This window comes from Streptomyces sp. NPDC004126 (genome assembly GCF_050275515.1).
Taxonomy (GTDB): Bacteria; Actinomycetota; Actinomycetes; order Streptomycetales; family Streptomycetaceae; genus Streptomyces.
Genome location: NZ_JBNNPF010000009.1, coordinates 159,182 through 185,145, shown reverse-complemented (window position 1 = coordinate 185,145; position 25,964 = coordinate 159,182). Strand labels below are relative to the sequence as shown.

At 71.5% G+C, this 25,964-nt stretch carries 25 protein-coding genes; 19 read left to right on the top strand and 6 right to left on the bottom strand.

The window, feature by feature from the left end; translation table 11 throughout:
• Positions 1-104: 104 nt before the first annotated feature.
• On the bottom strand, positions 105-908 hold the full coding sequence (locus tag ACQKM2_RS11715) for a thioredoxin domain-containing protein (RefSeq protein ID WP_427708606.1): 804 nt from the start codon (positions 906-908) through the stop codon (positions 105-107).
• A 266-nt stretch (positions 909-1,174) separates the two neighbouring features.
• Between ACQKM2_RS11715 and ACQKM2_RS11710 the strand changes: the two genes are divergently transcribed.
• Complete coding sequence (locus ACQKM2_RS11710; RefSeq protein ID WP_427708604.1) at positions 1,175-2,902, top strand: lytic transglycosylase domain-containing protein; 1,728 nt, start codon at positions 1,175-1,177, stop codon at positions 2,900-2,902.
• Positions 2,903-2,980: 78 nt separating this feature from the next.
• Here the strand turns inward: ACQKM2_RS11710 and ACQKM2_RS11705 are convergent, their stop codons facing one another.
• Both ACQKM2_RS11705 and ACQKM2_RS11700 read right to left on the bottom strand, forming a co-directional pair.
• Positions 2,981-3,460: a hypothetical protein gene (locus tag ACQKM2_RS11705; RefSeq protein ID WP_427708602.1), complete on the bottom strand. Its 480-nt coding sequence runs from the start codon at positions 3,458-3,460 to the stop codon at positions 2,981-2,983.
• A 217-nt stretch (positions 3,461-3,677) separates the two neighbouring features.
• The gene (locus ACQKM2_RS11700; RefSeq protein ID WP_007265804.1) at positions 3,678-3,881 is read right to left on the bottom strand and encodes a cold-shock protein; all 204 of its coding nucleotides are present in this window, start codon (positions 3,879-3,881) and stop codon (positions 3,678-3,680) included.
• A 236-nt stretch (positions 3,882-4,117) separates the two neighbouring features.
• Between ACQKM2_RS11700 and ACQKM2_RS11695 the strand changes: the two genes are divergently transcribed.
• The 4 genes from ACQKM2_RS11695 to ACQKM2_RS11680 all read left to right on the top strand — a co-directional run bounded on the left by ACQKM2_RS11695 (position 4,118) and on the right by ACQKM2_RS11680 (position 8,996).
• Positions 4,118-4,981 carry a menaquinone biosynthetic enzyme MqnA/MqnD family protein gene (locus ACQKM2_RS11695; protein WP_427708599.1) on the top strand — a complete coding sequence of 288 codons (864 nt, stop codon included), beginning with the start codon at positions 4,118-4,120 and terminating at the stop codon, positions 4,979-4,981.
• Between the two features lie 222 nt (positions 4,982-5,203).
• A complete protein-coding gene (locus tag ACQKM2_RS11690) occupies positions 5,204-7,060 on the top strand; it encodes a serine/threonine-protein kinase (protein ID WP_427708597.1) in 1,857 nt (618 codons plus the stop codon).
• An 85-nt stretch (positions 7,061-7,145) separates the two neighbouring features.
• Positions 7,146-8,345: a cyclic dehypoxanthinyl futalosine synthase gene (gene mqnC / locus ACQKM2_RS11685; protein ID WP_427708595.1), complete on the top strand. Its 1,200-nt coding sequence runs from the start codon at positions 7,146-7,148 to the stop codon at positions 8,343-8,345.
• A 6-nt stretch (positions 8,346-8,351) separates the two neighbouring features.
• Positions 8,352-8,996: an imidazolonepropionase-like domain-containing protein gene (locus ACQKM2_RS11680; RefSeq protein ID WP_427708594.1), complete on the top strand. Its 645-nt coding sequence runs from the start codon at positions 8,352-8,354 to the stop codon at positions 8,994-8,996.
• A gap of 46 nt (positions 8,997-9,042) precedes the next feature.
• On the opposite strand, the gene ACQKM2_RS11675 is transcribed toward ACQKM2_RS11680, so the two are convergent.
• Positions 9,043-9,876 carry a DUF3152 domain-containing protein gene (locus ACQKM2_RS11675; RefSeq protein WP_427708592.1) on the bottom strand — a complete coding sequence of 278 codons (834 nt, stop codon included), beginning with the start codon at positions 9,874-9,876 and terminating at the stop codon, positions 9,043-9,045.
• A gap of 183 nt (positions 9,877-10,059) precedes the next feature.
• On the opposite strand from ACQKM2_RS11675, the gene ACQKM2_RS11670 reads away from it, so the two are divergent.
• The 3 genes from ACQKM2_RS11670 (at position 10,060) to ACQKM2_RS11660 (ending at position 13,129) form a co-directional block, all read left to right on the top strand.
• The gene (locus tag ACQKM2_RS11670; protein WP_427708590.1) at positions 10,060-10,752 is read left to right on the top strand and encodes a demethylmenaquinone methyltransferase; all 693 of its coding nucleotides are present in this window, start codon (positions 10,060-10,062) and stop codon (positions 10,750-10,752) included.
• A gap of 12 nt (positions 10,753-10,764) precedes the next feature.
• Positions 10,765-11,676, top strand: a complete 912-nt coding sequence (locus tag ACQKM2_RS11665) for a glutaminase (protein WP_427708663.1) — start codon at positions 10,765-10,767, stop codon at positions 11,674-11,676.
• Between the two features lie 169 nt (positions 11,677-11,845).
• Entirely contained in the window at positions 11,846-13,129 is a 1,284-nt protein-coding gene (locus tag ACQKM2_RS11660) for a geranylgeranyl reductase family protein (RefSeq protein ID WP_427708588.1), read from the top strand.
• A 61-nt stretch (positions 13,130-13,190) separates the two neighbouring features.
• Here the strand turns inward: ACQKM2_RS11660 and ACQKM2_RS11655 are convergent, their stop codons facing one another.
• Together ACQKM2_RS11655 and ACQKM2_RS11650 are read right to left on the bottom strand one after the other, a co-directional pair.
• A complete protein-coding gene (locus ACQKM2_RS11655) occupies positions 13,191-13,460 on the bottom strand; it encodes a hypothetical protein (protein WP_427708586.1) in 270 nt (89 codons plus the stop codon).
• A 135-nt stretch (positions 13,461-13,595) separates the two neighbouring features.
• Positions 13,596-14,462: a C40 family peptidase gene (locus ACQKM2_RS11650; protein WP_427708584.1), complete on the bottom strand. Its 867-nt coding sequence runs from the start codon at positions 14,460-14,462 to the stop codon at positions 13,596-13,598.
• 793 nt (positions 14,463-15,255) lie between these two features.
• Here ACQKM2_RS11650 and ACQKM2_RS11645 point away from each other — a divergent pair.
• From ACQKM2_RS11645 to nuoK, 11 genes are read left to right on the top strand one after another with little or no spacing between them, the layout of a single operon-like run.
• Positions 15,256-15,615, top strand: a complete 360-nt coding sequence (locus tag ACQKM2_RS11645) for an NADH-quinone oxidoreductase subunit A (RefSeq protein ID WP_045946775.1) — start codon at positions 15,256-15,258, stop codon at positions 15,613-15,615.
• A 15-nt stretch (positions 15,616-15,630) separates the two neighbouring features.
• Entirely contained in the window at positions 15,631-16,185 is a 555-nt protein-coding gene (locus ACQKM2_RS11640; RefSeq protein ID WP_007265818.1) for a NuoB/complex I 20 kDa subunit family protein, read from the top strand.
• Positions 16,182-16,904, top strand: a complete 723-nt coding sequence (locus ACQKM2_RS11635; RefSeq protein ID WP_427708581.1) for an NADH-quinone oxidoreductase subunit C — start codon at positions 16,182-16,184, stop codon at positions 16,902-16,904. Before ACQKM2_RS11640 ends, ACQKM2_RS11635 begins: the two co-directional genes overlap by 4 nt.
• A complete protein-coding gene (locus ACQKM2_RS11630) occupies positions 16,904-18,244 on the top strand; it encodes an NADH-quinone oxidoreductase subunit D (RefSeq protein WP_427708580.1) in 1,341 nt (446 codons plus the stop codon). Before ACQKM2_RS11635 ends, ACQKM2_RS11630 begins: the two co-directional genes overlap by 1 nt.
• Positions 18,241-18,981: an NADH-quinone oxidoreductase subunit NuoE gene (gene nuoE / locus ACQKM2_RS11625; protein WP_427708579.1), complete on the top strand. Its 741-nt coding sequence runs from the start codon at positions 18,241-18,243 to the stop codon at positions 18,979-18,981. Before ACQKM2_RS11630 ends, nuoE begins: the two co-directional genes overlap by 4 nt.
• Positions 18,978-20,354 (top strand): NADH-quinone oxidoreductase subunit NuoF, encoded by a 1,377-nt coding sequence (gene nuoF, locus ACQKM2_RS11620; protein WP_427708577.1) that lies wholly within the window; start codon positions 18,978-18,980, stop codon positions 20,352-20,354. The genes nuoE and nuoF overlap by 4 nt, the downstream gene beginning before the upstream one ends.
• Entirely contained in the window at positions 20,351-22,852 is a 2,502-nt protein-coding gene (locus ACQKM2_RS11615; protein WP_427708575.1) for an NADH-quinone oxidoreductase subunit G, read from the top strand. Before nuoF ends, ACQKM2_RS11615 begins: the two co-directional genes overlap by 4 nt.
• A complete protein-coding gene (gene nuoH, locus ACQKM2_RS11610) occupies positions 22,849-24,240 on the top strand; it encodes an NADH-quinone oxidoreductase subunit NuoH (RefSeq protein ID WP_427708573.1) in 1,392 nt (463 codons plus the stop codon). The genes ACQKM2_RS11615 and nuoH overlap by 4 nt, the downstream gene beginning before the upstream one ends.
• Positions 24,233-24,853: an NADH-quinone oxidoreductase subunit NuoI gene (nuoI, locus tag ACQKM2_RS11605; RefSeq protein WP_427708571.1), complete on the top strand. Its 621-nt coding sequence runs from the start codon at positions 24,233-24,235 to the stop codon at positions 24,851-24,853. Before nuoH ends, nuoI begins: the two co-directional genes overlap by 8 nt.
• Positions 24,850-25,662 (top strand): NADH-quinone oxidoreductase subunit J, encoded by an 813-nt coding sequence (locus ACQKM2_RS11600; RefSeq protein WP_427708570.1) that lies wholly within the window; start codon positions 24,850-24,852, stop codon positions 25,660-25,662. The genes nuoI and ACQKM2_RS11600 overlap by 4 nt, the downstream gene beginning before the upstream one ends.
• Positions 25,659-25,958 (top strand): NADH-quinone oxidoreductase subunit NuoK, encoded by a 300-nt coding sequence (nuoK, locus tag ACQKM2_RS11595; RefSeq protein ID WP_007265827.1) that lies wholly within the window; start codon positions 25,659-25,661, stop codon positions 25,956-25,958. Before ACQKM2_RS11600 ends, nuoK begins: the two co-directional genes overlap by 4 nt.
• The last annotated feature ends 6 nt before the right edge of the window (positions 25,959-25,964 follow it).

The following is a 25,964-nucleotide window of genomic DNA, read 5'->3' as shown; positions in this document are numbered from 1 at the left end:
TCCGGGCGTTCTCACGGAAGGGCCCACGGAAGAGGGGTGCCGAACACCAGTGCGCTCGATTGGCCTGAAACGTATCAGGCCCGTGTGACAGCCCCTGTTACGTTTCAGGACCTCCGGTTGGCCGCCACCAGTTGGGCGAAGGCCTCCGGGGAGACCGCCTCGCCCCGGCCCGACAGCACCCCCACCTCCTTGCCGTTGACCTCCACCGACGGGGTGCCCCGCTTGCCGCTCTCGCCGAAGGCCTTCGAGACCTTGTCGACCCACGGCATGTACGAGAGCTCCTCGACGGCCCGGTCGAAGTCCGGCGTCCGCAGCCCCGGCACCTGCCCGGCGAGGTCCAGCAGGGTGTCCGTGGAGCCGAACCTGTCGTCCGTCTCCCTGCTCGGATGGTTCTCGTAGAGCACCCGGAGGTAGTCCATGAACTTCTGGGGGCTCTCGTTCACCGCCGCACCCAGCGCGTTCAGCGCCCGCTTGGAGCCCTTGCCGCCCAGGCCCCCGTCCAGGAAGGTCGCGAAGTGGTACTCGACGCGGTAGGTCCCGGCGTCCGCCTGCTCCTTGAAGGACGGGCCCAGTCCCGTCTCCACGTTCGCGCAGAACGGGCAGCGCGGATCCAGCCACACGGACACGACGTCCTTCGCGTCGGCCCGGCCGTACGGGACCACCACCCCGTCCTCGCCGGTCGTGTGCGCCGGCCGCAGGAAGGGCTTGTCCGCCGCCTCGCTCCTGCCCGGCCCGGCCCGCCCCGCCGCGTACGCCCCCACGCCGACCGCGACCGCCAGCACGGCCGCCAGCGCCCCGCCGACGAGCAGCCGTCCGCGCAGCCGCGCCCGCCGGGCCTCGGCCTCCCGCTCCGCCCGGAGCCGCTCCCGGGCCTCGCGGCGGTGGTCCTTCCTGCTGCTGCTCGCCATGAGAAAAAGGGTAAAGGCCAACGAGCCGTGTCAGTACGGGTCTTTGGGATGTTACGGACAGGGTCGAAGGGCCCACCGGGGTCGGGCCGGAGGGCCGCCGGAGCCGGGCTGGACGTCCTGGGCCACAGCCGGGTGAAGCCGAGACGAATGGTGCGTCACATCTGCGGGGGCGACGGTGAGTCGTGTCGGAATACCTGATAGACAGAACAATCGCGGCCCGACCGGCCGCACGCCTTTGACGGCCGCCTTGGGGGGATCGCCGCACCGTGAAGCCGCTTCACCGCCACGTAGTCAACACCTCGCGCAAGGTTCTGTGCACGGCCGCCCTCGCAGCCAGCCTCACCACGGCCGCCGTCGTGACCAACACCCCGGTCGCCGGTGCCGGAGAGGCCGAGCCCACGCCCGACAGCCCGCAGGCCACCGACCGCGGCGACGCCCGCCTCGACCTGCCCGGCCAGCTCGCCGACCCGGTCGTCCCGCCCGCCGCCGGCACGGGGGGCAACCCGGCCGAGGGCTCCTCCGCCATCCCCGCGACCGCCCTCGACGCCTACAAGCGCTCCGAGGTGGCCGTGGCCGCCGCCCTCCCCAAGTGCAAGCTGCCCTGGACGCTGGTCGCGGCGATAGGCCGCGTCGAGTCCGTGCACGCCTCCGGCTACGGGCTCAAGAGCGACGGCACCACGGAGAAGCCGATCCGCGGCCCGCGCCTGGACGGCAACGGCTTCGCGAAGATCCTCGACACCGACAAGGGCGAGTTCGACGGCGACACCGAGTACGACCGCGCCTTCGGCCCGCTCCAGTTCATCCCCTCCACCTGGGCCACCTGGAAGGCCGACGGCAACGGCGACGGCAAGCGCGACGCCAACAACATCTACGACGCGTCGCTCGGCGCGGGCCTCTACCTCTGCTCCGGCGGCAAGGACCTCTCGCTCCCGGCGGACCTCGACAAGGCGATCCTCGGCTACAACTCGTCGCGCGAGTACGTGAACTCCGTGCTCGGCTACATGCGCCAGTACCAGCAGGACGGCACGGCCGGGATCCCGAACCCGCCCGTCGGCAACTACCCGACGCCGCCCACGCCGACCATCCCCACGCCGCGCGTCCCCACCCCCCAGCCGCCGGCCACGCGGCCGAACAACCCGACGAACCCCTCCAACCCGGGCAACCAGACCCCGAAGCCCACCCCGGAGCCGTCGAAGCCCACGCCCACCCCCGAGCCCTCCAAGCCGACCCCGGCGCCCGCGACCCTGGCCAAGCTGGAGCGGGTCGGCGAGGCGAAGCTGGAGGCCGAGGCCGGCAGCCTCTTCGCGGAGGGCGCCCGCTTCAAGGCGGTCCTCAGCGACGGCAAGCCGGCCGTCGGCCAGGCCGTCGTCGTCGCCGTCGAGCAGGACACCACCGGCGGCACGGGCTTCGTCTTCGGCAGCGAGGCGAGCGTGGTCGTCCGCACCGACGCCCAGGGCATAGCCACCACCCCGCGGCTGAAGGCCGGCCCGAAGGCGGGCACCTTCACCCTGCGGGCCACCGCCTACGACGCCAAGAACCAGCTCACCGTGGCCGTGGACGGCAGGACCACCGAGAAGCCGGCCGAGAAGCCCGTCGAGATCACCGGCACCAAGACGGTGAAGGTCGCCGCGGGCGCCCCGGTCACCGGCCTGCAGTACCTGGTCGCCCGCGGCGGCAAGCCGGTGGAGGGCGCCGAGCTCACCGCCGCGCTCGTCGAGAAGACGGCCGGCGGGGCCTGGACCCCGGTGGACGCCAAGACCGCCAAGGGTCCGTGGTTCCAGGGCGCCACGGCCGAGGAGAAGCTGTTCACGAAGGCGCTCAGGACCGGCGCCGACGGCAAGACGACCCTGCCCGCGCTGCTCACCGCGGACGTCCCCGCGGGCACGTACCACCTGCGGCTGCTCATGGCGGACAAGACCGAGCTGATCGTCACCATCGAGATCACCGCTCCCGCCCCCGCCGCCCCCGCCGCCCCCGCGGCCCCGAAGGCCTGACCCGGGGAAGCGCACCCGGACACGACACGGCACGGCCGGCCGCCCTGCGCGGCCGGCCGTGCCGTGTCGTCAGGGGCCTCAGACCGGGGTGGCCTGGAGGGCCTGGAAGCCGACGCCGCAGGTGCCCGGCAGGTTGGTCGGGCTGAAGGCGGTCGCGCTGGTGGTGCAGCGGGCCTCGTAGATCACGCCGCTCTTGCTGAGCAGGGAGAGGGTGAGGACCCCGAAGGACTCCTCGACGGAGGCCGCGACGTCCACGACGCACTTGGGGGCGTTCGGGACGACCTTGAGGTCGATCCACACGCCCTGGTTGCGGCTGTCGTTGAGGAAGGCGTGCCCGTCCCGGTTGGTCGCCAGACGGAAGACGGTGCCCCTCAGGCTGCCGAAGTCGGGAGCGGCGGAGGCGACGTGCCGCGCCACCGGCCCGCACTTCTTCTTGCCGTGTTCCGGCTCCGGCGTCGGACCGCCGCTGGCCGCCGCGGACGGCACCATCAGGGCTCCGAGGAGCAGCGCTCCCGTAGCGGCGGAGATGCCCCGTGTGGCCCAAGCGAGCTTCCTCATGTGCTGTGCGTCCTTTCCCGTGACGGCCTCGTACCAGGACCGACCATCCCCGGGCCGCGCGAAACGCACACGCAACGTGATGGACGGTCACTCAGGGGAACCAGCGGCACGCCCCGAACGGCGGGAAAAGGCAGGAGCCCCGCCGCCTCCGCTCGCGCGGAGGAGGCAGGGCTCCTTGGGTACTGCAAATCCGACCGCGATCCGGTCGGCCTGGCGACTAGGCCGGGGTGACGTTCTCCGCCTGCGGACCCTTCGGGCCCTGCGTGACGTCGAAGTTGACCTGCTGGTTCTCCTCGAGGGAGCGGAAGCCAGAGGCGTTGATCGCGGAGTAGTGGACGAAGACATCCGGGCCGCCGCCGTCCTGGGCGATGAAGCCGAAGCCCTTTTCAGCGTTGAACCACTTCACGGTTCCGGTAGCCATGAGCCCTCCTATGGGCCAAAGGGTCGCCCTGCTCCAGAACCTGCTAAGAAGTCTGAAAACTACAAAAGCCTGCGGGTTACATGCTCCGCAGGCCTCGTACTGCAAGGGAAACCAAACTGCAACTTGCGTCGAGCCTAGCACGCACCCTCGGGCCGAGACCAGAGGGAAAGATCACGTCACCCGGACGTTTGAGACCCGCTCGATCGCTGACGGAGAACCGCGGCTAGTCTCGCGATGTGGACGTCTATCGCAGCCGGCCCCGCGTCGGCCACATCCAGTTCCTGAACTGCCTGCCCCTCTACTGGGGGCTGGCCCGAACCGGCACGCTGCTGGACATGGAGCTGACCAAGGACACCCCCGAGAAGCTGAGCGAGCGGCTGATCGAGGGCGACCTCGACATCGCTCCCGTCACCCTCGTGGAGTTCCTCCGCAACGCCGACGAGCTCGTCGCCTTCCCCGACCTCGCGGTCGGCTGCGACGGCCCGGTCATGTCCTGCGTGATCGTCTCGCAGGTCCCGCTGGAGCAGCTGGACGGCGCCCGCGTCGCCCTCGGCTCGACCTCCCGCACCTCCGTACGCCTCGCCCAGCTGCTGCTCGCCGAGCAGTACGGAGTCCGCCCCGACTACTACACCTGCCCCCCTGACCTGGGGCTGATGATGCAGGAGGCCGACGCGGCGGTGCTGATCGGCGACGCCGCGCTGCGCGCCTCCCTGCACGACGCCCCCAGGCTCGGGCTGGCCGTGCACGACCTCGGCCGGATGTGGAAGGAATGGACGGGGCTGCCGTTCGTCTTCGCCGTCTGGGCCGCCCGCAAGGAGTACCTGGAGCGCGAGCCCGTCCTCGTGCGGGAGGTCCACGAGGCCTTCCTCGCCTCCCGGGACGTCTCCCTGGAGGAGGTCGTCAAGGTCGCCGAGCAGGCCGCCCGCTGGGAGGCCTTCGACGCCGAGCTGCTCCAGCGCTACTTCACCACGCTCGACTTCCGCTTCGGCCCCGACCAACTGGCCGGCGTACGGGAATTCGCGCGCCGGACCGGAGCGGACACCGGCTACGACGCCGATGTCACCGTCGAACTGCTGAAGGCCGCCGCGCCGGATCAGTGATCGCGATATCCCCGCCGATCTTCCGCTTCTCTCCCCTTCACTCCCGGGAATGTTCCGTTTGCCGGGAATTCGTTCCCCTTTCGTATTCATGTGGCCCCAAGGCGAATGCGAAGGGGAGCGGGGGAAGCGGAAGCTATTCGGCGGGAACGCGCCCCCGTCACCCCCTAAGGTGCTGTCTGTTCGCACGAACGCGAACAAGGATCTCGGGGGACGGGGGACGCGATGCAGCCGCTCGAAGCCGGCGAGCCTCGCACCGTCGGCGCCTACCGGCTGCTCGGCCGGCTGGGCGCGGGCGGCATGGGCCGGGTCTATCTGGGGCGCAGCGCCGGCGGCCGGACCGTCGCCGTCAAGATCGTGCACCCGCACTTCGCCTCCGACACGGAGTTCCGCGCGCGCTTCCGCCGCGAGGTGGAGGCCGCCCGCCGGGTCGGCGGGGAGTGGACCGCGCCCGTGCTGGACGCCGACCCGGAGGCCCCCGTGCCGTGGGTGGCGACCGGGTACGTGGCGGGCCCCTCCCTGGACCGGGCGGTGGCCGGGCACGGGCCGCTGCCCGAGGCCTCGGTACGGGCGGTCGGCGCGGGGCTGGCCCGCGCGCTGGTGGCGGTGCACGGGCTGGGCCTCGTTCACCGGGACGTGAAGCCCTCCAACGTGATGCTCACCCTGGACGGACCGCGGCTGATCGACTTCGGGATCGCCCGGGCCACGGACGGCACCGCCTCGCTGACCTCCACCGGCGTCTCCATCGGCTCGCCCGGCTACATGTCCCCGGAGCAGATCCTCGGCAAGGGCGTCACGGGCGCCTCGGACGTGTTCTCCCTGGGCGCGGTCATGGCCTTCGCGGCGACCGGCCGGCCGCCCTTCAGCGGGGACAACTCCGCGACCCTGCTCTACAAGGTGGTCCACGAGCCGCCGGAGCTCGACGGGATCCCCGCCGGGGAGCTGCGCGAGCTGGTCGGCTCCTGCCTGGCCAAGGCCGCCGCCGACCGCCCGGCCCCGGAGGCCCTCGCGGCGGCCCTGGGCGGCGCCCTGGGCGCCCCGGGCTGGCTCCCGGCCCCGCTGGTCGAGGAGGCGAGCCGCGCGGCGGTGGCCCTGCTGGACCTGGACGCCGACGCCCCCGAGGGCGGCGGCGGATCCGGGGCATCGGCCGGGCCGGCCGCGGCGGGCGGCTCCGCGGCCGGTGCGTGGTCCGGCCACTCCTCCGGGTCCGGGCCGGTGTCGGGCTCCGGGCCGGTGCCGTTCACGGACGGCTCCTTCGGGGGGCCGGCCCGGGTCGGCTTCGGCACGCCCGACCCCTCCTACGGCTCCGCCGCACAGCCGGCCGGTTCCGCCCACCCCGCGACGGCGGGCCCGTACGGCTCCTCCGGCGCGGGCGGGTACCCCGCCGGCGGGGTGTACGGGGCCCCCACCGAGACGGCCGGCCAGGCCATGGGCGCCGCCCCCGGTGACACGGCGGGCCAGGCCGGCGGCGGCCGCGGGGTCACCGTCACCGCCGCCGGGCGCCGCTTCAGCTGCACCCTGGTGCTCGGCGCCGCCGCGGCCGTGCTGGCGCTGACGTCCGGCGGGCTGTACGCGCTGGACCTGCTGCCGGGCCAGGGGAAGACCCGGGACTCCGCCTCCAGCAGCCACGACCAGCAGGTCACCCCGGCCCCGGCCGGCTCCGCACCGGCCTCGGGCGCGCCGTCGCCGTCCGCGTCGTCGTCGGCCCCGCCCAAGGGGACCCGTAACGACGTGCCCAAGGAGCTCGTCGGCACCTGGAAGGGCACCGTCACCACCAACCTCGGCGCGACCGCCGAGTTCGAGATCACCATCAAGGCCGGCAAGGTCGGCGAGGTCGTGGGCCGGGACAAGTCGGTCCTGCCCCTGTTCGGCACCGACTGCAGCGGCGACTGGAAGCTCGCCTCCGCCACCGACCGCTCCCTGGTCCTGGACACGGCGGGCGGGCCCAACCCGCACCCCGGCATCTGCGCCGGCGGCTCCGCCGACGAGCGCTTCACCCTCAACACCGGCGGCTCGCTGCACTACAAGTCGGGCGACAGGGCCGCCGGGAACCCCGAAGGGGACCTCACGCGCAGCCCGTGACCCCCGCCCTGAAGGAGGCGTCCGGGCCCTGGCGTAGGCTGGATCGGTCCGGACCCTTGACACACCGCCGAAAGGTGATCCACCGGTGACCGACCTGGCCGCACTCCAGTCCGTCCTCGACCGCGCCGCAGCAGGGGGCCGGATCACCAAGGAAGAGGCCCTCGACCTCTACCGGCACGCCCCGCTGCACGCGCTCGGCCAGGCCGCCGACGCCGTGCGCCGCCGCCGCTACGCCGGTACGGAGCACATCGCGACGTACATCATCGAGCGCAACATCAACTACACCAACGTGTGCGTCACGGCGTGCAAGTTCTGCGCCTTCTACGCGGCCCCCAAGGACACGAAGAAGGGCTGGTCGCGCGACCTCGACGACATCCTGCGCCGCTGCGCGGAGACCGTCGAGCTGGGCGGCACCCAGATCATGTTCCAGGGCGGGCACCACCCGGACTACGGCGTCGAGTACTACGAGCACCACTTCTCGGCGATCAAGAAGGACTTCCCGCAGCTGGTCATCCACTCCCTCGGCGCGTCCGAGGTCGACCACATGGCCCGCATCTCCGGCGTCTCCGCCGAGGAGGCCATCAAGCGGATCCACGCCGCCGGCCTCGACTCCTTCGCCGGCGCCGGCGCCGAGCTGCTCCCGGAGCGCCCGCGCAAGGCGATCGCCCCGCTGAAGGAGTCCGGCGAGCGCTGGCTGGAGATCATGGAGATCGCCCACAAGCTGGGCGTGGAGTCCACCTCCACCATGCTGATGGGCACCGGCGAGACCAACGCCGAGCGCATCGAGCACATCGCGATGATCCGGGACACGCAGGACCGCACCGGCGGCTTCCGCGCGTTCATCCCGTACACGTACCAGCCCGAGAACAACCACCTCAAGGGCCGCACCCAGGCGACCGTCTTCGAGTACCTGCGCATGATCGCGATCGCGCGGCTCTTCCTCGACAACATCGCCCACATCCAGGGCTCCTGGCTCACCGTCGGCAAGGAGGCGGGCCAGCTCTCCCTGCACTACGGCGCCGACGACCTCGGTTCGATCATGCTGGAGGAGAACGTGGTCTCCTCGGCCGGTGCCAAGCACCGCTCGAACCGCCAGGAGATCATCGACCTGATCCGCAAGGCCGGCCGCGTACCCGCGCAGCGCGCGACCACGTACGAGCACCTCGCGGTGCACGAGGACCCGGCGAACGACCCCGTCGACGACCGCGTGGTCTCGCACATCTCCTCGACCGCCATCGAGGGGGGCACCGCGCACCCCGAGCTGAAGCTCATCTCCACGAACTGACGCCCGATGCTGACGCTGCACACCGCCGACCTCCTCGTCACCGGACCGGGGGCCGCACCGCTGGAAGGCGGCGCGGTCCTGGTCGAGGGCGACCGGATCGTGCGCACGGGCCCGTACGAGGAGCTCGCGGCGGCCGCGCCGCACGCCCGGGTCCGCCGCTGGCCCGGGCTGCTGACGCCGGGGCTGCTGGCGCGCGGGGCGGACGAGCTGCTGGAGCGCACGTACTACCCGGACGACCCGTACGAGGTCACCGAACTCGGCGCCGACCCGATCACCGGGGCCGAGGCCCTGGACGCGCTGAAGATGACCGAGTCCCGCTGGGGCAACAGCGCCCGGCGGGGCACGCAGAAGCTCCTCGCCCGCGGGGTGGTGGCGGTCGCGGGCCGCTTCACGACCGGCTCCGTCCGCACGGCGGTGACCCGCTCGGGCCTGGCCGTGGTGCCGCCCGCCCCGTACGAGGGCGTCCCCGCCCTGGACCCGCTCACGGGGCGGGAGTCGGCAGGGGAGGCCTTCCACGGGGTGCTGGAGGCGGGAGCGGCGGCCCGGTTCGCGGTCTTCGCGGTGGCGGACGAGGCCGAGCTGCTGGAGCGCGGCGCGACGACGTGCGTGGCCACGGTCATCGCGGGACGGCTGCTGCACCGGCGCCGCTAGACCGGGTCCTTCGGATCGGATCGGGCCGGCCGCGCCGCGGTCCCCGCTACGGCACCGGGGGACCGGCCAGGTAGGTTCCGCCGGCGGTGTGCGGCCAGGCGTTCGACGTGCAGCCCTGGAGCCCCTTGATCTGCTGCATCATCGCCGGGGCGGGGGCGCCCGGCCGCGGGCAGGTCTCGTGGCCGCGGCCCAGTTCGTGGCCCACCTCGTGGTTGATGATCAGCGCCCGGTACTCGGCGGCCGAGCCCCGGAACTTCGGTGAGCCCTCCTTCCAGCGCTTCAGGTTCACCACGATGGTGTGGTGGGCCTGGCAGTTGGTCTCCCCGATCAGCTCGGGGGTCACCACCTCGCACAGCCGGTCGGTGGTGGCGGGCGTGGCGATCTTCACGGTGAAGTCCACCGGTTCGCCCGGGCCGGCCAGCCGGAAGCCGTACGAGGGGTCGCGTATCCACCCGCGGCGGTCCCCGAGTATCGCCTCGATGTCCCGGGCGGCGGATTCGGGGTCGACGCCGCTGCTGTTCTCCGTCTCCACCCGCCAGCGCCGCGGACGCCCCTCGCCCTGGGTCCGGCCGGCGGTGGCGGAGGCGGTGAACTCCCCCGGCGCCTTCGTCGGGCTCGGGCTCGGATTCGTACTCGGGCTCGCGGTCGGGCTCGCGGTCGGGCTCGGGGACGGGGGCGGTGCCGCGTGCTCGGCCGGGGCCGCCGCGCGCCCGGTCGCCGGGGACGGGCCGCCCCGCGCGGCGGTGGAGGCGCCCCTCTCGTGCCCGAGCCAGTAGGTGGCGCCGGAGAGCGCGACCAACGCCGTCGAGCCGAGGACCGTGCGGCGCAGTCGCCTGCGCCGTTCGGCCCGTCGTGCCTTGACTGATCGGCGTGTCCCCACTGATAGCCCCCCTATTTGTTCTGATTGCCCGCCCAGTCTGCCCGTTTCCGGTCCTGATCTGCCGGATTTTCTCCCGGGCGCGGGCGGGCCGGGCCGGGGCGGCCGCGGTGGCGGCGGCCTGAGAGGATGACGGGGTACGACCTGTCCGCCGCAGAAACACCGAGCACCGAGGGGCCAACGCCAGTGACAAGGGCTTCCCTGGACAAGCAGCCGCACGAAGTCGCCTCCATGTTCGACGGGGTGGCCGCGAACTACGACCTCACCAACGACGTCCTGTCCCTCGGCCAGGCGCGCCTGTGGCGCAAGGAGGCCGCCCGGGCGGTCGCCGCCCGCCCGGGGCACAAGGTGCTCGACCTGGCCGCGGGCACCGCGACCTCGTCCCTCCCGTACGCGGCGACCGGCGCCTACGTCGTCCCCTGCGACTTCTCCCTCGGCATGCTCCGCGAGGGCAAGAAGCGCCACGCGTGGCTGCCGCTGACCGCGGGCGACGCGACGAAGCTCCCCTTCAAGGACGACACGTTCGACACCGTGACGATCTCCTTCGGGCTCCGCAACGTCCAGGACACCGACGGGGCGCTGCGCGAGATGTACCGGGTGACCAAGCCCGGCGGCCAGGTCGTGATCAGCGAGTTCTCGCAGCCCGTCTGGGCGCCCTTCCGGACGGTCTACACCGAGTACCTGATGCGCGCCCTGCCGCCGGTGGCGCGTGCGGTGTCCTCCAACCCGGACGCGTACGTGTACCTCGCCGAGTCCATCCGCGAGTGGCCCGACCAGCCGGCGCTGGCGGCCCTGCTGCAGAAGGCCGGCTGGTCGAAGGTGGCCTGGCGGAACCTGAGCGGCGGCATCGTGGCGCTGCACCGCGGGGTCAAGGCGTAACCCTGCATGTCCATGGACTACCAGGGCCTGCTGGAGCGGATCGCGGCCGACGTCTCCCCGCTGGTGGGCAGCGGCACGCCCGCCGAGTACATCCCGGCGCTGGCGAAGGTCGATCCGCGGCGGTTCGGCATGGCGGTCGCCGACCTCGACGGCAACGTCTTCGGGGTCGGCGACTGGCGCGTCCCGTTCTCCGCCCAGTCCGTCACGAAGGTCTTCGCGCTGGCGCTGGCCCTCGCGGAGGGCGGCGACAGCCTGTGGGAGCGGGTGGGCCGGGAGCCGTCGGGCAACCCGTTCAACTCCCTGGTGCAGCTGGAGTACGAGAACGGCATCCCGCGGAATCCTTTCATCAACGCGGGCGCGCTCGTCGTCACCGACCGGCTCCAGACCCTGACGGGCGACGCGAGCAGCGAACTCCTGGACTTCCTCCGGCAGGAGAGCGGCAACCCGGACCTCGGCTTCGACCCGGACGTCGCCGCGTCCGAGCAGGAACACGGCGACCGCAACGCGGCGGTGGCCCACTTCATGGCCTCGTACGGCAACATCGACAACCCGGTGCCGGCGCTGCTGGAGCACTACTTCTGGCAGTGCTCGATCGAGATGAGCTGCGCGGACCTGGCTCTGGCGGGCGGTTTCCTGGCCCGGCACGGCCTGCGGGCGGACGGCTCGCGGCTGTTGACGCGCAGCGAGGCGAAGCAGATCAACGCGGTGATGCTGACGTGCGGGACGTACGACGCGGCGGGTGAGTTCGCGTACCGCGTGGGCCTGCCGGGCAAGAGCGGCGTGGGCGGCGGCATCGTCGCGGTGGTCCCGGGCCGCTGCACCCTCGCGGTCTGGAGCCCGGGCCTCGACGCCCAGGGCAACTCGGTAGCGGGCGTGGCCGCCCTCGACCGCTTCACGACTTTGACGGGCCTGAGCATCTTCTGACCCCGCGCCCCGGCGACCCCGCGCAGCGGACGCGGGTACCCGCGCACCGCACCCCCCGGCCAGGGGCAGGGCCTCCACCCGCACCCCAGCGGCAGCGCCCCGGCTGCATAGACTGCGTCATGTCCTGTGCCGCTGGGCACTTTCCACCGAGCCTTCAGGAGACCCCGCAGTGACCGAGCCCCTCACCGAACACTCCGCGGACGTGATCGTCGTCGGGGCCGGGCCCGCCGGTTCCACGACCGCCTACTACCTCGCCAAGGCCGGGCTCGACGTCCTGCTCCTGGAGAAGACGGCGTTCCCGCGCGAGAAGGTCTGCGGCGACGGTCTGACCCCGCGTGCGACCAAGCAGCTGGTCGCCATGGGCATCGACATCTCCGAAGAGGCCGGCTGGCTCCGCAACAAGGGCCTGCGCATCATCGGCGGCGGGCAGCGCCTCCAGCTGGACTGGCCGGAACTCGCCTCCTACCCGGACTACGGACTCGTCCGCAAGCGCGACGACTTCGACGAGACCCTGGCCCGCCAGGCGCAGAAGGCCGGCGCCCGCCTGTACGAGCGCTGCAACGTCGGCGAGCCGGTCCGCGACCCCCGCACCGGGCACATCACCGGCGTGCAGGCCAAGCTCGGCGAGGACAAGACGCCGGTGACCTTCCACGCCCCGCTCGTGGTCGCCGCCGACGGCAACTCCTCGCGCCTCTCCCTGGCGATGGGCCTGCACCGGCGCGAGGACCGCCCGATGGGCGTGGCCGTCCGCACCTACTTCACCTCCCCGCGGCACGACGACGACTACCTGGAGTCCTGGCTGGAGCTGTGGGACCGGCGCGGTCCGCAGGACCGGCTGCTGCCCGGCTACGGCTGGATCTTCGGCATGGGCGACGGCACGTCCAACGTCGGCCTCGGCATCCTCAACTCCTCCTCCGCCTTCAAGGAGCTGGACTGGCGCGAGGTCCTCAAGGCCTGGTGCGCGTCCATGCCGGAGGACTGGGGCTACACCCCGGAGAACATGACGCAGCCGATCCGCGGCGCGGCGCTGCCGATGGCCTTCAACCGGCAGCCGCACTACACCAAGGGCCTGCTGCTGGTCGGTGACGCGGGCGGGCTCGTCAACCCGTTCAACGGCGAGGGCATCGCCTACGCGATGGAGTCGGGGCAGATCGCGGCGGAGGTCATCGTGCAGGCGCACGCCCGCGCGACGCCGGCGCAGCGCGAGCTGGCCCTGCACAACTACCCGAAGGTGCTCAAGGAGACCTACGGCGGCTACTACACGCTGGGCCGCGCCTTCGTGAAGCTGATCGGCAACCCCACGGTCATGAAGATCGCCGCCCAGCGCGGCCTGACGCACCCGGTGCTGATGCGCTTCACGCTGAAGATGCTGGCGAACCTGACCGACCCGACGGGCGGCGACGCGATGGACCGCATCATCAACGGCCTCTCGAAGGTGGCCCCGAAGGCCTGAGCGGAGGCCTGCGCGGAGGCCTGAGGGCCTGTGAGCCGCTCCCGGGTGTTCCGGGGGCGGCTCAGCCGTTCCCGGCCCCCTCGGGGGCGTCGGGCGCGTCGGGGGTGCCGTGGACGGTGCGGACGCAGCGGGCCAGCAGGACGAGCCCGGACAGCAGCAGGGCGCCGGACACGGTCCAGCCGAGGCCCAGGGTGAGGGGGTTGCCCGGTTTGTGCCACGGCCGGGTGGTGGTCAGCAGCCAGCCGCCGACCGACAGGAGGCCCAGCCCGAGGGCGGCCGGGACGGCGGTGGGGTCGGCGGCGCCGTGGTCCTCGTAGGACGGTCTGCTCACGGGACCACCACCTCCAGGGTCTGCTCGAACGGCCGGGCGACACGCACCGGCCATCTTCTCAGCATGCCGAAGGTCCGGTACTCCGCCCCCGAGCAGGGGAGTACCGGACCTTGCGGGCGATCGTGCGACCGTGCGTCAGAGGACGCGGACGGCGCCGGTCGGCATGTCGTAGCTCAGGCTGCGCTCGACGATGCCGGTGCTGGGGTTCTGCGCACCGATGAACTTGCCGTTGCCGGAGTAGATGGCGACGTGGTACGCGCTGCCCTTGGCGCCCCAGTAGACGATGTCGCCGGGCTGCAGGGCGTTCAGCGAGACCGAGCGGCCGGCCAGGGACTGGTCCTGGGAGACGCGGTCCAGCTTGATGCCCGCCTGGCGGTAGGCGGCCTGGACGAGGCCCGAGCAGTCGTACGCGGTGGGACCGGTGGAGCCGAGGACGTACGGCTTGCCGATCTGGGCGCGGGCGAAGGCGATGATGGCGGCCGCCGAGCCGGTGGCCGGCTTCGAGGCGGTGGAGCCGCTGCCGGAGCCGGTGACGGCGGAGGAACCGCCGCCGTTGTCGGCGGCGGAGGCGTTGGTGAGGTCGGTGCGGTCGGTACCGCGGCCCGCGCGCTCGGCCTCGGCCTTGCGGTCGGCCTCCTGCTTCGCCTTGAGCTCGGCGGCCTTGGTGGCGTCTTCCTTCGCCTGCTTCGCCTCGGCGGCGGCACCCGTGCGGGCGCTCTCCTCCTGGGCGTTCAGCTCGCCGGTGACGGCGGCTTCGACGGCGGCGACGCGGGTGTTCTCCGCAGCCGTGTTGACGGCGTTGGAGACCTCGGTGCCGAGGTCCAGGTTGAGGACCGGCATCTCGAGCGTCGTCTCGGCCACGGGCTCGGACGGGGACGCGCTCGCGGTTCCGGCCATGGCCAGGGTGCTGAGGACGCCACCGGCAACTCCGGCGCGGACCGCGAGCTTCGAGGCGCTGCGGCGGGGCTTCCGGTGGCTGGGTATGTGAGCGGTGTGGGACATGGGACAACCGCTATCAGTGGAGCCGGGTTCCCTTCAAGAAACGTGGTCTGCGCCACAGTTGCCCGCGGAGGCCGTTAACCGGGCGCGTCGCGCGTCTTATTGACGCCGTAACGGACGTAACGGACACGCTTTCACAAGCCTGTGATCATGGGGTTTCAGTAATAAGTCCGAATTGATCCACGGCCTACCATCGACCCGGACAGTTGGCCAAGCCCCCTTTTCGCGGCCTCCGTTCGACGTGACGCAGGTCACAGTTACCTGCCGCCGTGAGGCGGTCGTGGCCCGTCCGTGATCCGACCGTGAACTTGCCGCGCGGTTCGTGAACGGATGCACAGGATCTCTCCCCGGATCCGGCCGGCGGCGACTTCCGGCCACCCTGTCCACTCCCGTACGCACGGAGTCCCCCGGGCGGGGGACCCGCGTTCCCTTATCACTTGAGCGGCCGAGCCGCCAATTTGCCTGCACTGCCCATCGTTTGATAGGGCGACACCCCTTTCACCTGCGCCTACGGGCCCGGATGTCACCTTTGGTGATCATGTGGATGCCTTGAGTGCGAAGATCACCACTCATCGCCCTTCATGATCGTTCGTCAGGTGGTGGAGATCACAAACTCGGTGTTGTTACCCGTGTCGCAGATCACAGACCGGCAGGCATAAGATGCGCACCAGTCCGGCTTGTGAACTGCCTCACATGCGATCGGTCCCTGTTCGAAGGGGCGGCCCTCCGAGGGGTGGGGCACTCGGCGCCGGCGCAGCGGTCCAACGGTCAAGGACGACTGGAAGGAGCGAGGAGCGTGAATGCGTACGCACCCATCCTCGTGCTCGGCGCCATCGGCGCAGGGTTTGCGATCTTCTCCGTGGTCATGGCCACGCTGATCGGCCCAAAACGGTACAACCGGGCGAAGCTCGAAGCCTACGAGTGCGGCATCGAGCCCACCCCGATGCCCGCCGGCGGCGGTCGCTTCCCCATCAAGTACTACCTGACGGCGATGCTCTTCATCGTCTTCGACATCGAGATCGTCTTCCTCTACCCCTGGGCGGTCACCTTCGACTCCCTGGGGATCTTCGGGCTCGTCGAGATGCTGCTCTTCGTGCTCACCGTCTTCGTCGCCTACGCGTACGTGTGGCGCCGCGGCGGCCTGGAATGGGACTGAGGGGCTGAATTTCCCATGGGACTGGAAGAGAAGCTGCCGAGCGGCTTTCTGCTCACCACCGTCGAACAGGCCGCGGGCTGGGTGCGCAAGTCATCCGTCTTCCCGGCCACCTTCGGCCTCGCGTGCTGCGCCATCGAGATGATGACCACCGGCGCCGGCCGCTACGACCTGGCCCGCTTCGGCATGGAGGTCTTCCGCGGCTCCCCGCGCCAGGCCGACCTGATGATCGTGGCGGGACGCGTCAGCCAGAAGATGGCGCCGGTGCTGCGCCAGGTCTACGACCAGATGCCCGCCCCCAAGTGGGTCATCTCCATGGGCGTGTGCGCCTCCTCGGGCGGCATGTTCAACAACTACGCGATCGTCCAGGGCGTCGACCACATCGTCCCGGTGGACATCTACCTGCCCGGCTGCCCGCCCCGCCCCGAGATGCTGATGGACGCGATCCTCAAGCTCCACCAGAAGATCCAGGGCTCGAAGCTCGGCGTGAACCGGGAAGAGGCGGCGCGCGAGGCGGAGGAGGCAGCCCTCAAGGCGCTCCCCACCATCGAGATGAAGGGGCTCCTCCGTTGAGCGACGACCCGGCCGTCGAGAACGGCGACAACGTCCCCGCCCCCAGGGCCGCCTCCGGACCCGAGGTCATCGGCGTCCGCAAGGGCATGTTCGGCACCAGGAACGGCGGCGACACCAGCGGCTACGGCGGCCTCGTGCGCACCGTGGCCCTGCCCGGCGCGACCAGCCGCCCGTACGGCTCGTACTTCGACGAGGTCGTCGACGAGCTGGAGGGCGCCCTGGAGGAGCAGGACCTGCTCCCGCAGAACGCGATCGAGAAGACCGTGGTCGACCGGGGGGAGCTGACCCTCCACATCGCCCGCGAGCACCTCGTCCGCGTCGCCGCCACCCTGCGTGACGACCCGGCGCTGCGCTTCGAGCTGTGCACCGGGGTGTCGGGGGTGCACTTCCCCGGCGACAAGGGCCGCGAGCTGCACGCCGTCTACCACCTGCGCTCGCTCACCCACGGCCGGATCCTGCGGCTGGAGGTGTCCGTCCCGGACGGCGACCCGCACCTGCCCTCGCTCGTCGCCGTCTACCCGACGAACGACTGGCACGAGCGCGAGGCCTACGACTTCTTCGGCCTGGTCTTCGACGGCCACCCGGCCCTCACCCGGATCATGATGCCGGACGACTGGCAGGGCTTCCCCCAGCGCAAGGACTACCCGCTCGGCGGCATCCCCGTCGAGTACAAGGGCGCCCAGATCCCGGCTCCCGACCAGCGGAGGTCGTACAGCTGATGTCCCCCACCCGGAACCACGCGGAAAACCACGCGTCCTCCCGCGAGACGACCGAGGGCACCGTCTACACCGTCACCGGCGGCGACTGGGACGAGATCGCCCGCACGGCGGCCAGGGCGGACGACGAGCGCATCGTCGTCAACATGGGTCCGCAGCACCCCTCCACCCACGGAGTGCTGCGCCTGATCCTGGAGATCGACGGCGAGACGGTCACCGAGGCCCGCTGCGGCATCGGCTACCTGCACACCGGCATCGAGAAGAACCTCGAATTCCGGAACTGGACGCAGGGCACCACCTTCGTGACGCGCATGGACTACCTGACGCCGTTCTTCAACGAGACGGCGTACTGCCTCGGCGTCGAGAAGCTCCTCGGCATCACCGACCAGATCCCCGACCGCGCCACCGTCATCCGCGTCCTGCTGATGGAGCTCAACCGGCTCTCCTCGCACCTGGTGTGCATCGCCACCGGCGGCATGGAGCTCGGCGCGACCACGATCATGATCTACGGGTTCCGGGACCGCGAGCTGATCCTCGACGTCTTCGAGCTGATCACCGGCCTGCGCATGAACCACGCCTTCGTCCGCCCCGGCGGCCTCGCCCAGGACCTGCCCCCCGGCGCGGTCGACCAGCTGCGCGAGTTCGTCAAGACGATGAAGAAGAACCTGCCGGAGTACGACAAGCTCGCCACCGGCAACCCCATCTTCAAGGCCCGCATGCAGGACGTCGGCTACCTCGACCTCACCGGCTGCATGGCCCTCGGCGCCACCGGCCCGATCCTCCGCTCGGCCGGCCTGCCGCACGACCTGCGCAAGGCCGACCCGTACTGCGGCTACGAGGACTACGAGTTCGACGTCCCCACCACCGAGAGCTGCGACTCCTACGGGCGCTTCCTGGTCCGCCTGGAGGAGATGCGCCAGTCGCTGCGGATCGTCGAGCAGTGCCTGGACCGGCTGGAGCCCGGACCGGTGATGGTCGCCGACAAGAAGATCGCCTGGCCGGCGCAGCTCGCCATGGGCCCCGACGGCCTCGGCAACTCCCTCGACCACATCAAGAACATCATGGGCACCTCCATGGAGGCCCTCATCCACCACTTCAAGCTGGTGACCGAGGGCTTCCGGGTCCCCGCCGGACAGGCGTACGCGGCCGTCGAGTCCCCCAAGGGCGAACTCGGCGTGCACGTCGTCTCCGACGGCGGCACCCGCCCCTACCGGGTCCACTTCCGCGACCCGTCCTTCACCAACCTGCAGGCCATGGCCGCGATGTGCGAGGGCGGCCAGGTCGCCGACGTCATCGTGGCCGTCGCCTCCATCGACCCCGTGATGGGAGGCGTCGACCGATGACGGAGATCTCGCTGGGCATGCCCCAGCTGCCCGCCCCCGACTATCCGGCGGAGGTGCGCGAGCGGCTGGCGGCCGACGCCGCCGACGTCATCGCCCGCTACCCCGACAGCCGCTCCGCGCTGCTGCCGCTGCTGCACCTGACGCAGTCCGAGGAGGGCTACGTCTCGCGCACCGGCATCCGCTTCTGCGCCGAGACGCTGGGCCTGACCACGGCCGAGGTCACCGCGGTCGCCACCTTCTACACGATGTACCGCAGGAAGCCCTCCGGGGACTACCAGGTCGGCGTCTGCACCAACACCCTGTGCGCGGTGATGGGCGGCGACGCCATCTTCGACGAGCTCAAGGAACACCTGGGGGTCGGCAACAACGAGACCACCGACGACGGCAAGGTCACGCTGGAGCACATCGAGTGCAACGCGGCCTGCGACTACGCGCCCGTGGTGATGGTCAACTGGGAGTTCTTCGACAACCAGACCCCCGAGTCCGCCAAGGCGCTCGTCGACGACCTCCTCGCGGGCCGCCCGGTCGAGCCGACCCGGGGCGCGCCGCTGTGCACGTACAAGGAGACCGCCCGGATCCTGGCGGGCTTCCCCGACGAGCGCGAGGGCGCGGTGGAGGCGAGCGGCGGCGCGGGCCCCGCCTCCCTGATCGGCCTGCGCATCGCCCGCGGCGAGACCCCGCACACCCCGATCGTGCACCCGCGCGGCGAGGCGCGTACCGAAGGAGGGGAGGCATGACCGTGTCGTCCAAGGAAAGCCATGGGGGCACCTCCCAGCCGGAGGCTGGGGGAGGTACGAGTCCGGAGAAGCTGCTCTCGCCCGTCCTGTCGGCCTTCTGGGACGACCCCCGGTCCTGGACGCTGGAGACCTACCGGCGCCACGAGGGCTACGAGGGCCTGCGCAAGGCCCTCGCGATGACCCCGGACGAGGTGATCGCGTACGTCAAGGACTCAGGTCTGCGCGGACGCGGCGGCGCGGGCTTCCCCACCGGGATGAAGTGGCAGTTCATCCCGCAGGGCGACGGAAAGCCGCACTACCTCGTCGTGAACGCGGACGAGTCGGAGCCGGGCACCTGCAAGGACATCCCCCTCCTCTTCGCCAATCCGCACTCCCTCGTCGAGGGAATGATCATCGCCTGCTACGCGATCCGGTCGGAGCACGCCTTCATCTACCTGCGCGGTGAGACGGTCCCCGTGCTGCGGCGCCTGCACGAGGCCGTACGGGAGGCCTACGCCGCCGGATACCTCGGCAAGGACATCGACGGCACCGGCCGCAACCTCGACATCACGGTGCACGCGGGCGCGGGCGCGTACATCTGCGGCGAGGAGACGGCACTGCTCGACTCCCTCGAAGGCCGGCGCGGTCAGCCCCGGCTGCGTCCCCCCTTCCCCGCCGTCGAGGGGCTCTACGCGTGCCCCACTGTCGTCAACAACGTCGAGTCCATCGCCTCGGTTCCCGCGATCCTGAACAAGGGCAAGGACTGGTTCAAGGCGATGGGGACGGAGAAGTCCCCCGGCTTCACCCTGTACTCGCTCTCCGGGCACGTCGCGGGCCCCGGCCAGTACGAAGCCCCCCTCGGCATCACCCTGCGCCAGCTCCTCGACATGAGCGGCGGGATGCGTCCCGGGCACCGGCTGAAGTTCTGGACCCCCGGCGGCTCCTCCACCCCCATGTTCACCGACGAGCACCTCGACGTCCCCCTCGACTACGAGGGCGTCGGCGCCGCCGGCTCCATGCTCGGCACCAAGGCGCTCCAGTGCTTCGACGAGACCACCTGCGTGGTCCGCGCCGTCACCCGCTGGACCGAGTTCTACGCCCACGAGTCCTGCGGCAAGTGCACCCCCTGCCGCGAGGGCACGTACTGGCTCGTCCAGCTCCTGCGCGACATCGAGGCGGGCAAGGGCGTCATGTCCGACCTCGACAAGCTGAACGACATCGCCGACAACATCAACGGCAAGTCCTTCTGCGCGCTCGGCGACGGCGCGGCCAGCCCGATCTTCTCCTCGCTGAAGTACTTCCGCGCGGAGTACGAGCAGCACGTCACCGGCAAGGGCTGCCCCTTCGACCCCAGGAAGTCGACCCTCTGGGCCGACACGGAGGTACACGCATGACCGTCGTCACGAACGCCCCGGCGGGCGGCGGCGAGGCGGCCAAGCCGCCGCAGGACCTGGTGTCGCTGACCATCGACGGCATCGAACTGTCCGTCCCCAAGGGGACCCTGGTCATCCGGGCCGCCGAACAGCTCGGCATCGAGATCCCCCGCTTCTGCGACCACCCCCTCCTCGACCCGGCCGGCGCCTGCCGGCAGTGCATCGTCGAGGTCGAGGGCCAGCGCAAGCCGATGGCCTCCTGCACCATCACCTGCACCGACGGCATGGTCGTCAAGACCCAGCTGACCTCCGAGGCCGCCGACAAGGCCCAGCGCGGCGTGATGGAGCTGCTGCTCATCAACCACCCGCTGGACTGCCCCGTCTGCGACAAGGGCGGCGAATGCCCCCTGCAGAACCAGGCGATGTCCCACGGCAACGCCGAATCCCGCTTCGAGGGCCGCAAGCGGACCTACGAGAAGCCGGTCCCGATCTCCACGCAGGTGCTGCTGGACCGCGAGCGGTGCGTGCTGTGCGCGCGCTGCACCCGCTTCTCCAACCAGGTCGCCGGCGACCCGATGATCGAGCTCGTCGAGCGCGGCGCCCTCCAGCAGGTCGGCACCGGCGAGGGCGACCCGTTCGAGTCGTACTTCTCCGGCAACACCATCCAGATCTGCCCCGTCGGCGCCCTCACCTCGGCCGCCTACCGGTTCCGCTCCCGCCCCTTCGACCTCGTCTCCTCCCCGAGCGTGTGCGAGCACTGCGCGGGCGGCTGCGCGACCCGGACCGACCACCGGCGCGGCAAGGTGCTGCGCCGCCTCGCCGCCGAGGACCCCGAGGTCAACGAGGAGTGGATCTGCGACAAGGGCCGCTTCGCGTTCCGGTACGCGCAGCGCCCCGACCGGCTGACCACCCCGCTGGTGCGCGGTACGGACGGGGTCCTCGCCCCGGCGAGCTGGCCCGAGGCACTGGAGGCCGCCGCCGCCGGACTCGCCGCCGCGCGCGGCCGGGCCGGCGTCCTGACCGGCGGGCGGCTGACCGTCGAGGACGCCTACGCGTACGCCAAGTTCGCCCGGGTGGTGCTCGACACCAACGACATCGACTTCCGGGCCCGGGTGCACAGCGCGGAGGAGACCGAGTTCCTGGCCGCCGCCGTCGCCGGCACCGGCAAGGACCTCGACGGCACGGGCGTCACGTACGCCTCCCTGGAGGCGGCCCCCGCCGTGCTCCTCGTCGGGATCGAGGCCGAGGAGGAGGCCCCCGGGGTCTTCCTGCGGCTGCGCAAGGCCCACCGCAAGCACAAGCAGCGGACCTTCGCCCTCGCCCCCTTCGCCACCCGCGGCCTCACCAAGGCGGGCGGCACCCTGCTGGCCGCCGCCCCCGGCACCGAGCCCGAGTGGCTCGACGCCCTCGCCACCCGCACCGGCCTGGAGGCCGGCGGCTCCGAGGCCGCCGAGGCGGTCCGGCTGCCCGGCGCGGTCATCGTCGTCGGGGAGCGCCTCGCCGGCGTGCCCGGCGCGCTGACCGCCGCCGTACGCACCGCCACCGCCACCGGCGCCCGGCTGGTGTGGATCCCGCGCCGGGCCGGGGAGCGGGCCGCCGTGGAGGCCGGTGCGCTGCCGTCCCTGCTGCCGGGCGGCCGCCCCGCGACGGACCCGCGGGCCCGCCAGGAGGTCGCCGCCGCCTGGGGGCTGGAGGAACTCCCGCACCGCTACGGCCGCGACACCGGGCAGATCGTCGAGGCCGCCGCCGGCCGGGAGCTGTCGGCCCTGCTGGTCGCGGGCGTCGAGGTCGCCGACCTGCCCGACCCGGAGCGCGCCCGCACCGCGCTGAAGGAGGCCTTCGTGGTCTCCCTGGAGCTGCGGCCCGGCGAGGTCACCGACCACGCCGACGTGGTGCTGCCGGTCGCCGCCGTCGCCGAGAAGGCCGGCACGTTCATCAACTGGGAGGGCCGGGTCCGCCCGTTCGAGGCGGCCCTCAAGCCCGACCAGATGACCCGCCGCCTGGCCCCCGCCGACGCCCGCGTGCTGCACATGCTGGCCGACGCCGCCGACCGGCCCCTCGCGCTGCCCGACGTGCACGCCGTACGCCGGGAGCTGGAGCGGCTCGGCCCCTGGGAGGGGGAGCTCGCGCCCGAGCGGTCCACCGGCCCCGAGCCGCTGCCCCGCCCCGGCGCCGGCGAGGCGATCCTGGCCGGCCACCGGCTGCTGCTGGACCTCGGCCGGCTCCAGGAGGGCGACGACGCCCTCGCCGGGACCCGGCACGAGGCCAGTGCCCGGCTCTCTGCCGCCACCGCCGCCGAGACCGGCGTCAAGGACGGCGACGCCCTCGCCGTGACCGGCCCGGCCGGCTCGGTGGAACTCCCGCTGCGGATCACCGAGATGCCCGACCGGGTCGTGTGGCTCCCGCTGAACTCCACCGGCTCCGGCGTCCTCGCCGACACCGGAGCCCGCCCCGGAACCCTCGTACGGATCGGCCCGGCCGGGACCGGCCCCGCGGCCGGAGCGGAGGTACGACCGTGACCCACCTCGCCCAGCTCGCGGCCCAGCCGCAGCACCTCCTGGCCGCCGAGGACCTGTCCCTGTTCGGCAGGGACGTCTGGTGGCTCGTCCTCCTGAAGGCGGTGTTCTGCTTCGCCTTCCTGATGGTGACCGTGCTCTTCTCCATCGTGTGGGAGCGCAAGGTCGTCGCCTGGATGCAGCTGCGCATCGGCCCCAACCGGCACGGCCCCTGGGGCATGCTCCAGTCGCTCGCCGACGGCGTGAAGCTGATGCTGAAGGAAGACGTCGTCGTCAAGCGCGCCGACAAGGTCGTCTACGTCCTGGCGCCGATCATCGCGGCGATCCCGGCGTTCATGGCCATCGCGGTGATCCCCTTCGGCCCCTCGGGCAACGAGGTGTCCATCTTCGGGCAGCGCACCACGATGCAGCTGACCGACCTGCCGATCGCGATGCTGTACGTCCTCGCGGTCGCCTCGGTCGGCATCTACGGCATCGTCCTCGCCGGCTGGTCCTCGGGCTCCACGTACCCGCTGCTCGGCGGCCTGCGCTCCTGCGCGCAGATGATCTCGTACGAGATCGCGATGGGCGCCGCGTTCGCGTCGGTGTTCCTCTACTCCGGGTCGATGTCGACCTCGGCGATCGTGGAGGCGCAGGCGGACCGCTGGTACATCGTGCTGCTGCCGGTGTCCTTCATCATCTACGTCGTCACGATGGTCGGCGAGACGAACCGCGCCCCCTTCGACATGCCGGAGTCCGAGGGCGACCTCGTCGGCGGCTTCAACACCGAGTACTCCTCCATCAAGTTCGCGCTGTTCATGCTGGCCGAGTACGTCAACATGGTCACCGTCTCCGCGGTCTCGGTCACCCTCTTCCTGGGCGGCTGGCGGGCCCCGGCGCCGATCTCCACGTACTGGGAGGGCGCGAACCACGGCTGGTGGCCGATGCTCTGGTTCGTCATCAAGGTGCAGCTGCTGCTGTTCTTCTTCATCTGGCTGCGCGGCACCCTCCCGCGCGTGCGCTACGACCAGCTGATGAAGCTCGGCTGGAAGGTGCTGATCCCGGTCTCCGTGGTCTGGCTGATGCTGGTCGCCACCGTCCGGGCGCTGCGCAACGAGCGCTACGACTTCAGCGAGATCGTCCTCTACGTCGGGGGCGCGGTCATCGCGATCCTGCTGATCTCCTCCGTCGCCGACCACTTCAGGGACCGGCGGGAGAAGACGGCCGCGGCCGGGAAGGCCGCCGCGGCCGAGCCCTTCGACCCGATGGCGGGCGGTTTCCCCGTACCGCCCAAGCCCGGCCAGCACCTGGCACCCGTACCGCGCCGACGTCCCCGCGCGGAGCGGGAGCTGATTGTCAGTGGCGGGGCGAATACTGACAGTGACCGAGAGGAGGGTGCTGACAATGTCTGACGCTGACCAGAGCGAGAAGTGGCAGAACCCGGTGGCCGGCTTCGGCGTGACCTTCAAGGCCATGTTCAAGAAGCGGCTCACCGAGCAGTACCCGGAGCAGCAGAAGACCACCGCTCCGCGCTTCCACGGGCGGCACCAGCTCAACCGCCACCCCGACGGTCTGGAGAAGTGCATCGGGTGCGAACTGTGCGCCTGGGCCTGTCCCGCCGACGCGATCTACGTGGAGGGCGCGGACAACACCGAGGAGGAGCGCTACTCCCCGGGCGAGCGGTACGGGCGCGTCTACCAGATCAACTACGCCCGCTGCATCCTGTGCGGGCTGTGCATCGAGGCGTGCCCGACGCGCGCGCTGACGATGACGAACGAGTTCGAACTGGCCGACGCCAGCCGCGAGTCCCTGATCTACACCAAGGAGCAGCTCCTCGCCGGGCTGACCGAGGGCATGGTCGAGGCCCCGCACTCGGTCTTCCCGGGCACCGACGAGCAGGACTACTACCGCGGTCTGGTGACGGGCGCCGCCCCGGGCACGGTCCGGCAGGTGGCGGTCTCCAAGGGCGAGACGGCCGAGGGCGGGACGGCGGAGGCCGGCAAGGCCGAGGAGGTCGGGGCATGAGCGCCATCGCCGCGGCCGCCTCCGCGACCTCCACCGGCGAGGCCATCCAGTTCTGGGTGCTCGGCACGGTCGCCGTCATCGGCGCGCTGTGCACGATCCTGATGAAGAAGGCCGTGCACAGCGCCCTCTGCCTCGCCGGGACGATGATCATCCTGGCGGTCTTCTACCTCGCCAACGGGGCCTACTTCCTGGGTGTCGTCCAGGTCGTCGTCTACACCGGCGCCATCATGATGCTGTTCCTCTTCGTGGTCATGCTCGTCGGCGTCACGGCCGCGGACTCCCTGAAGGAGACCATCAAGGGGCAGCGCTGGCTGGCCGTTCTGTGCGGGCTCGGCTTCGGCATCCTGCTGATCGCCGGCATCGGCAACGCGGGCCTGACCCACTTCAACGGACTCGGCAAGGTCAACTCCGCCGGGCACGTCGAGGGCCTCGCCGAACTGATCTTCACCCGCTACATCTTCGCCTTCGAGATCACCGGCGCCCTGCTGATCACGGCGGCCGTCGGCGCGATGGTGCTCACCCACCGCGAGCGCACCGAGCGGGCCGCCACCCAGCGCGAGCTCGCCGAGCAGCGCGTACGCGACGGCGTGCAGCTCCCGCCGCTGCCGGCCCCCGGCGTCTACGCCCGGCACAACGCCGTGGACGTCGCCGGCCTGCTCCCGGACGGCACCCCGTCCGAGCTGACCGTCAACAAGACGCTGCGCGCCCGCGGCCAGATCCGCGACGTGTCCGCCCAGGCCCTGGACGACCTCAAGGCGCTGGAGCAGGCCTCCGCGGAGCGCCTCGGCCGAGAGGAGGCCTCGAAGTGAATCCGGTCAACTACCTGTACCTGGCCGCCCTGCTGTTCACCATCGGCGCGGCCGGCGTCCTCATCCGGAAGAACGCGATCGTGCTGTTCATGTGCGTCGAGCTGATGCTCAACGCCTGCAACCTCGCCTTCGTGACCTTCTCCCGGATGCACGGCAACCTCGACGGCCAGATCATCGCGTTCTTCACGATGGTCGTCGCCGCCGCGGAGGTCGTGGTGGGCCTCGCGATCATCGTGTCGCTGTTCCGTACCCGCCACTCGGCCTCGGTCGACGACGCCAGCCTGATGAAGCTGTAAGGGGCG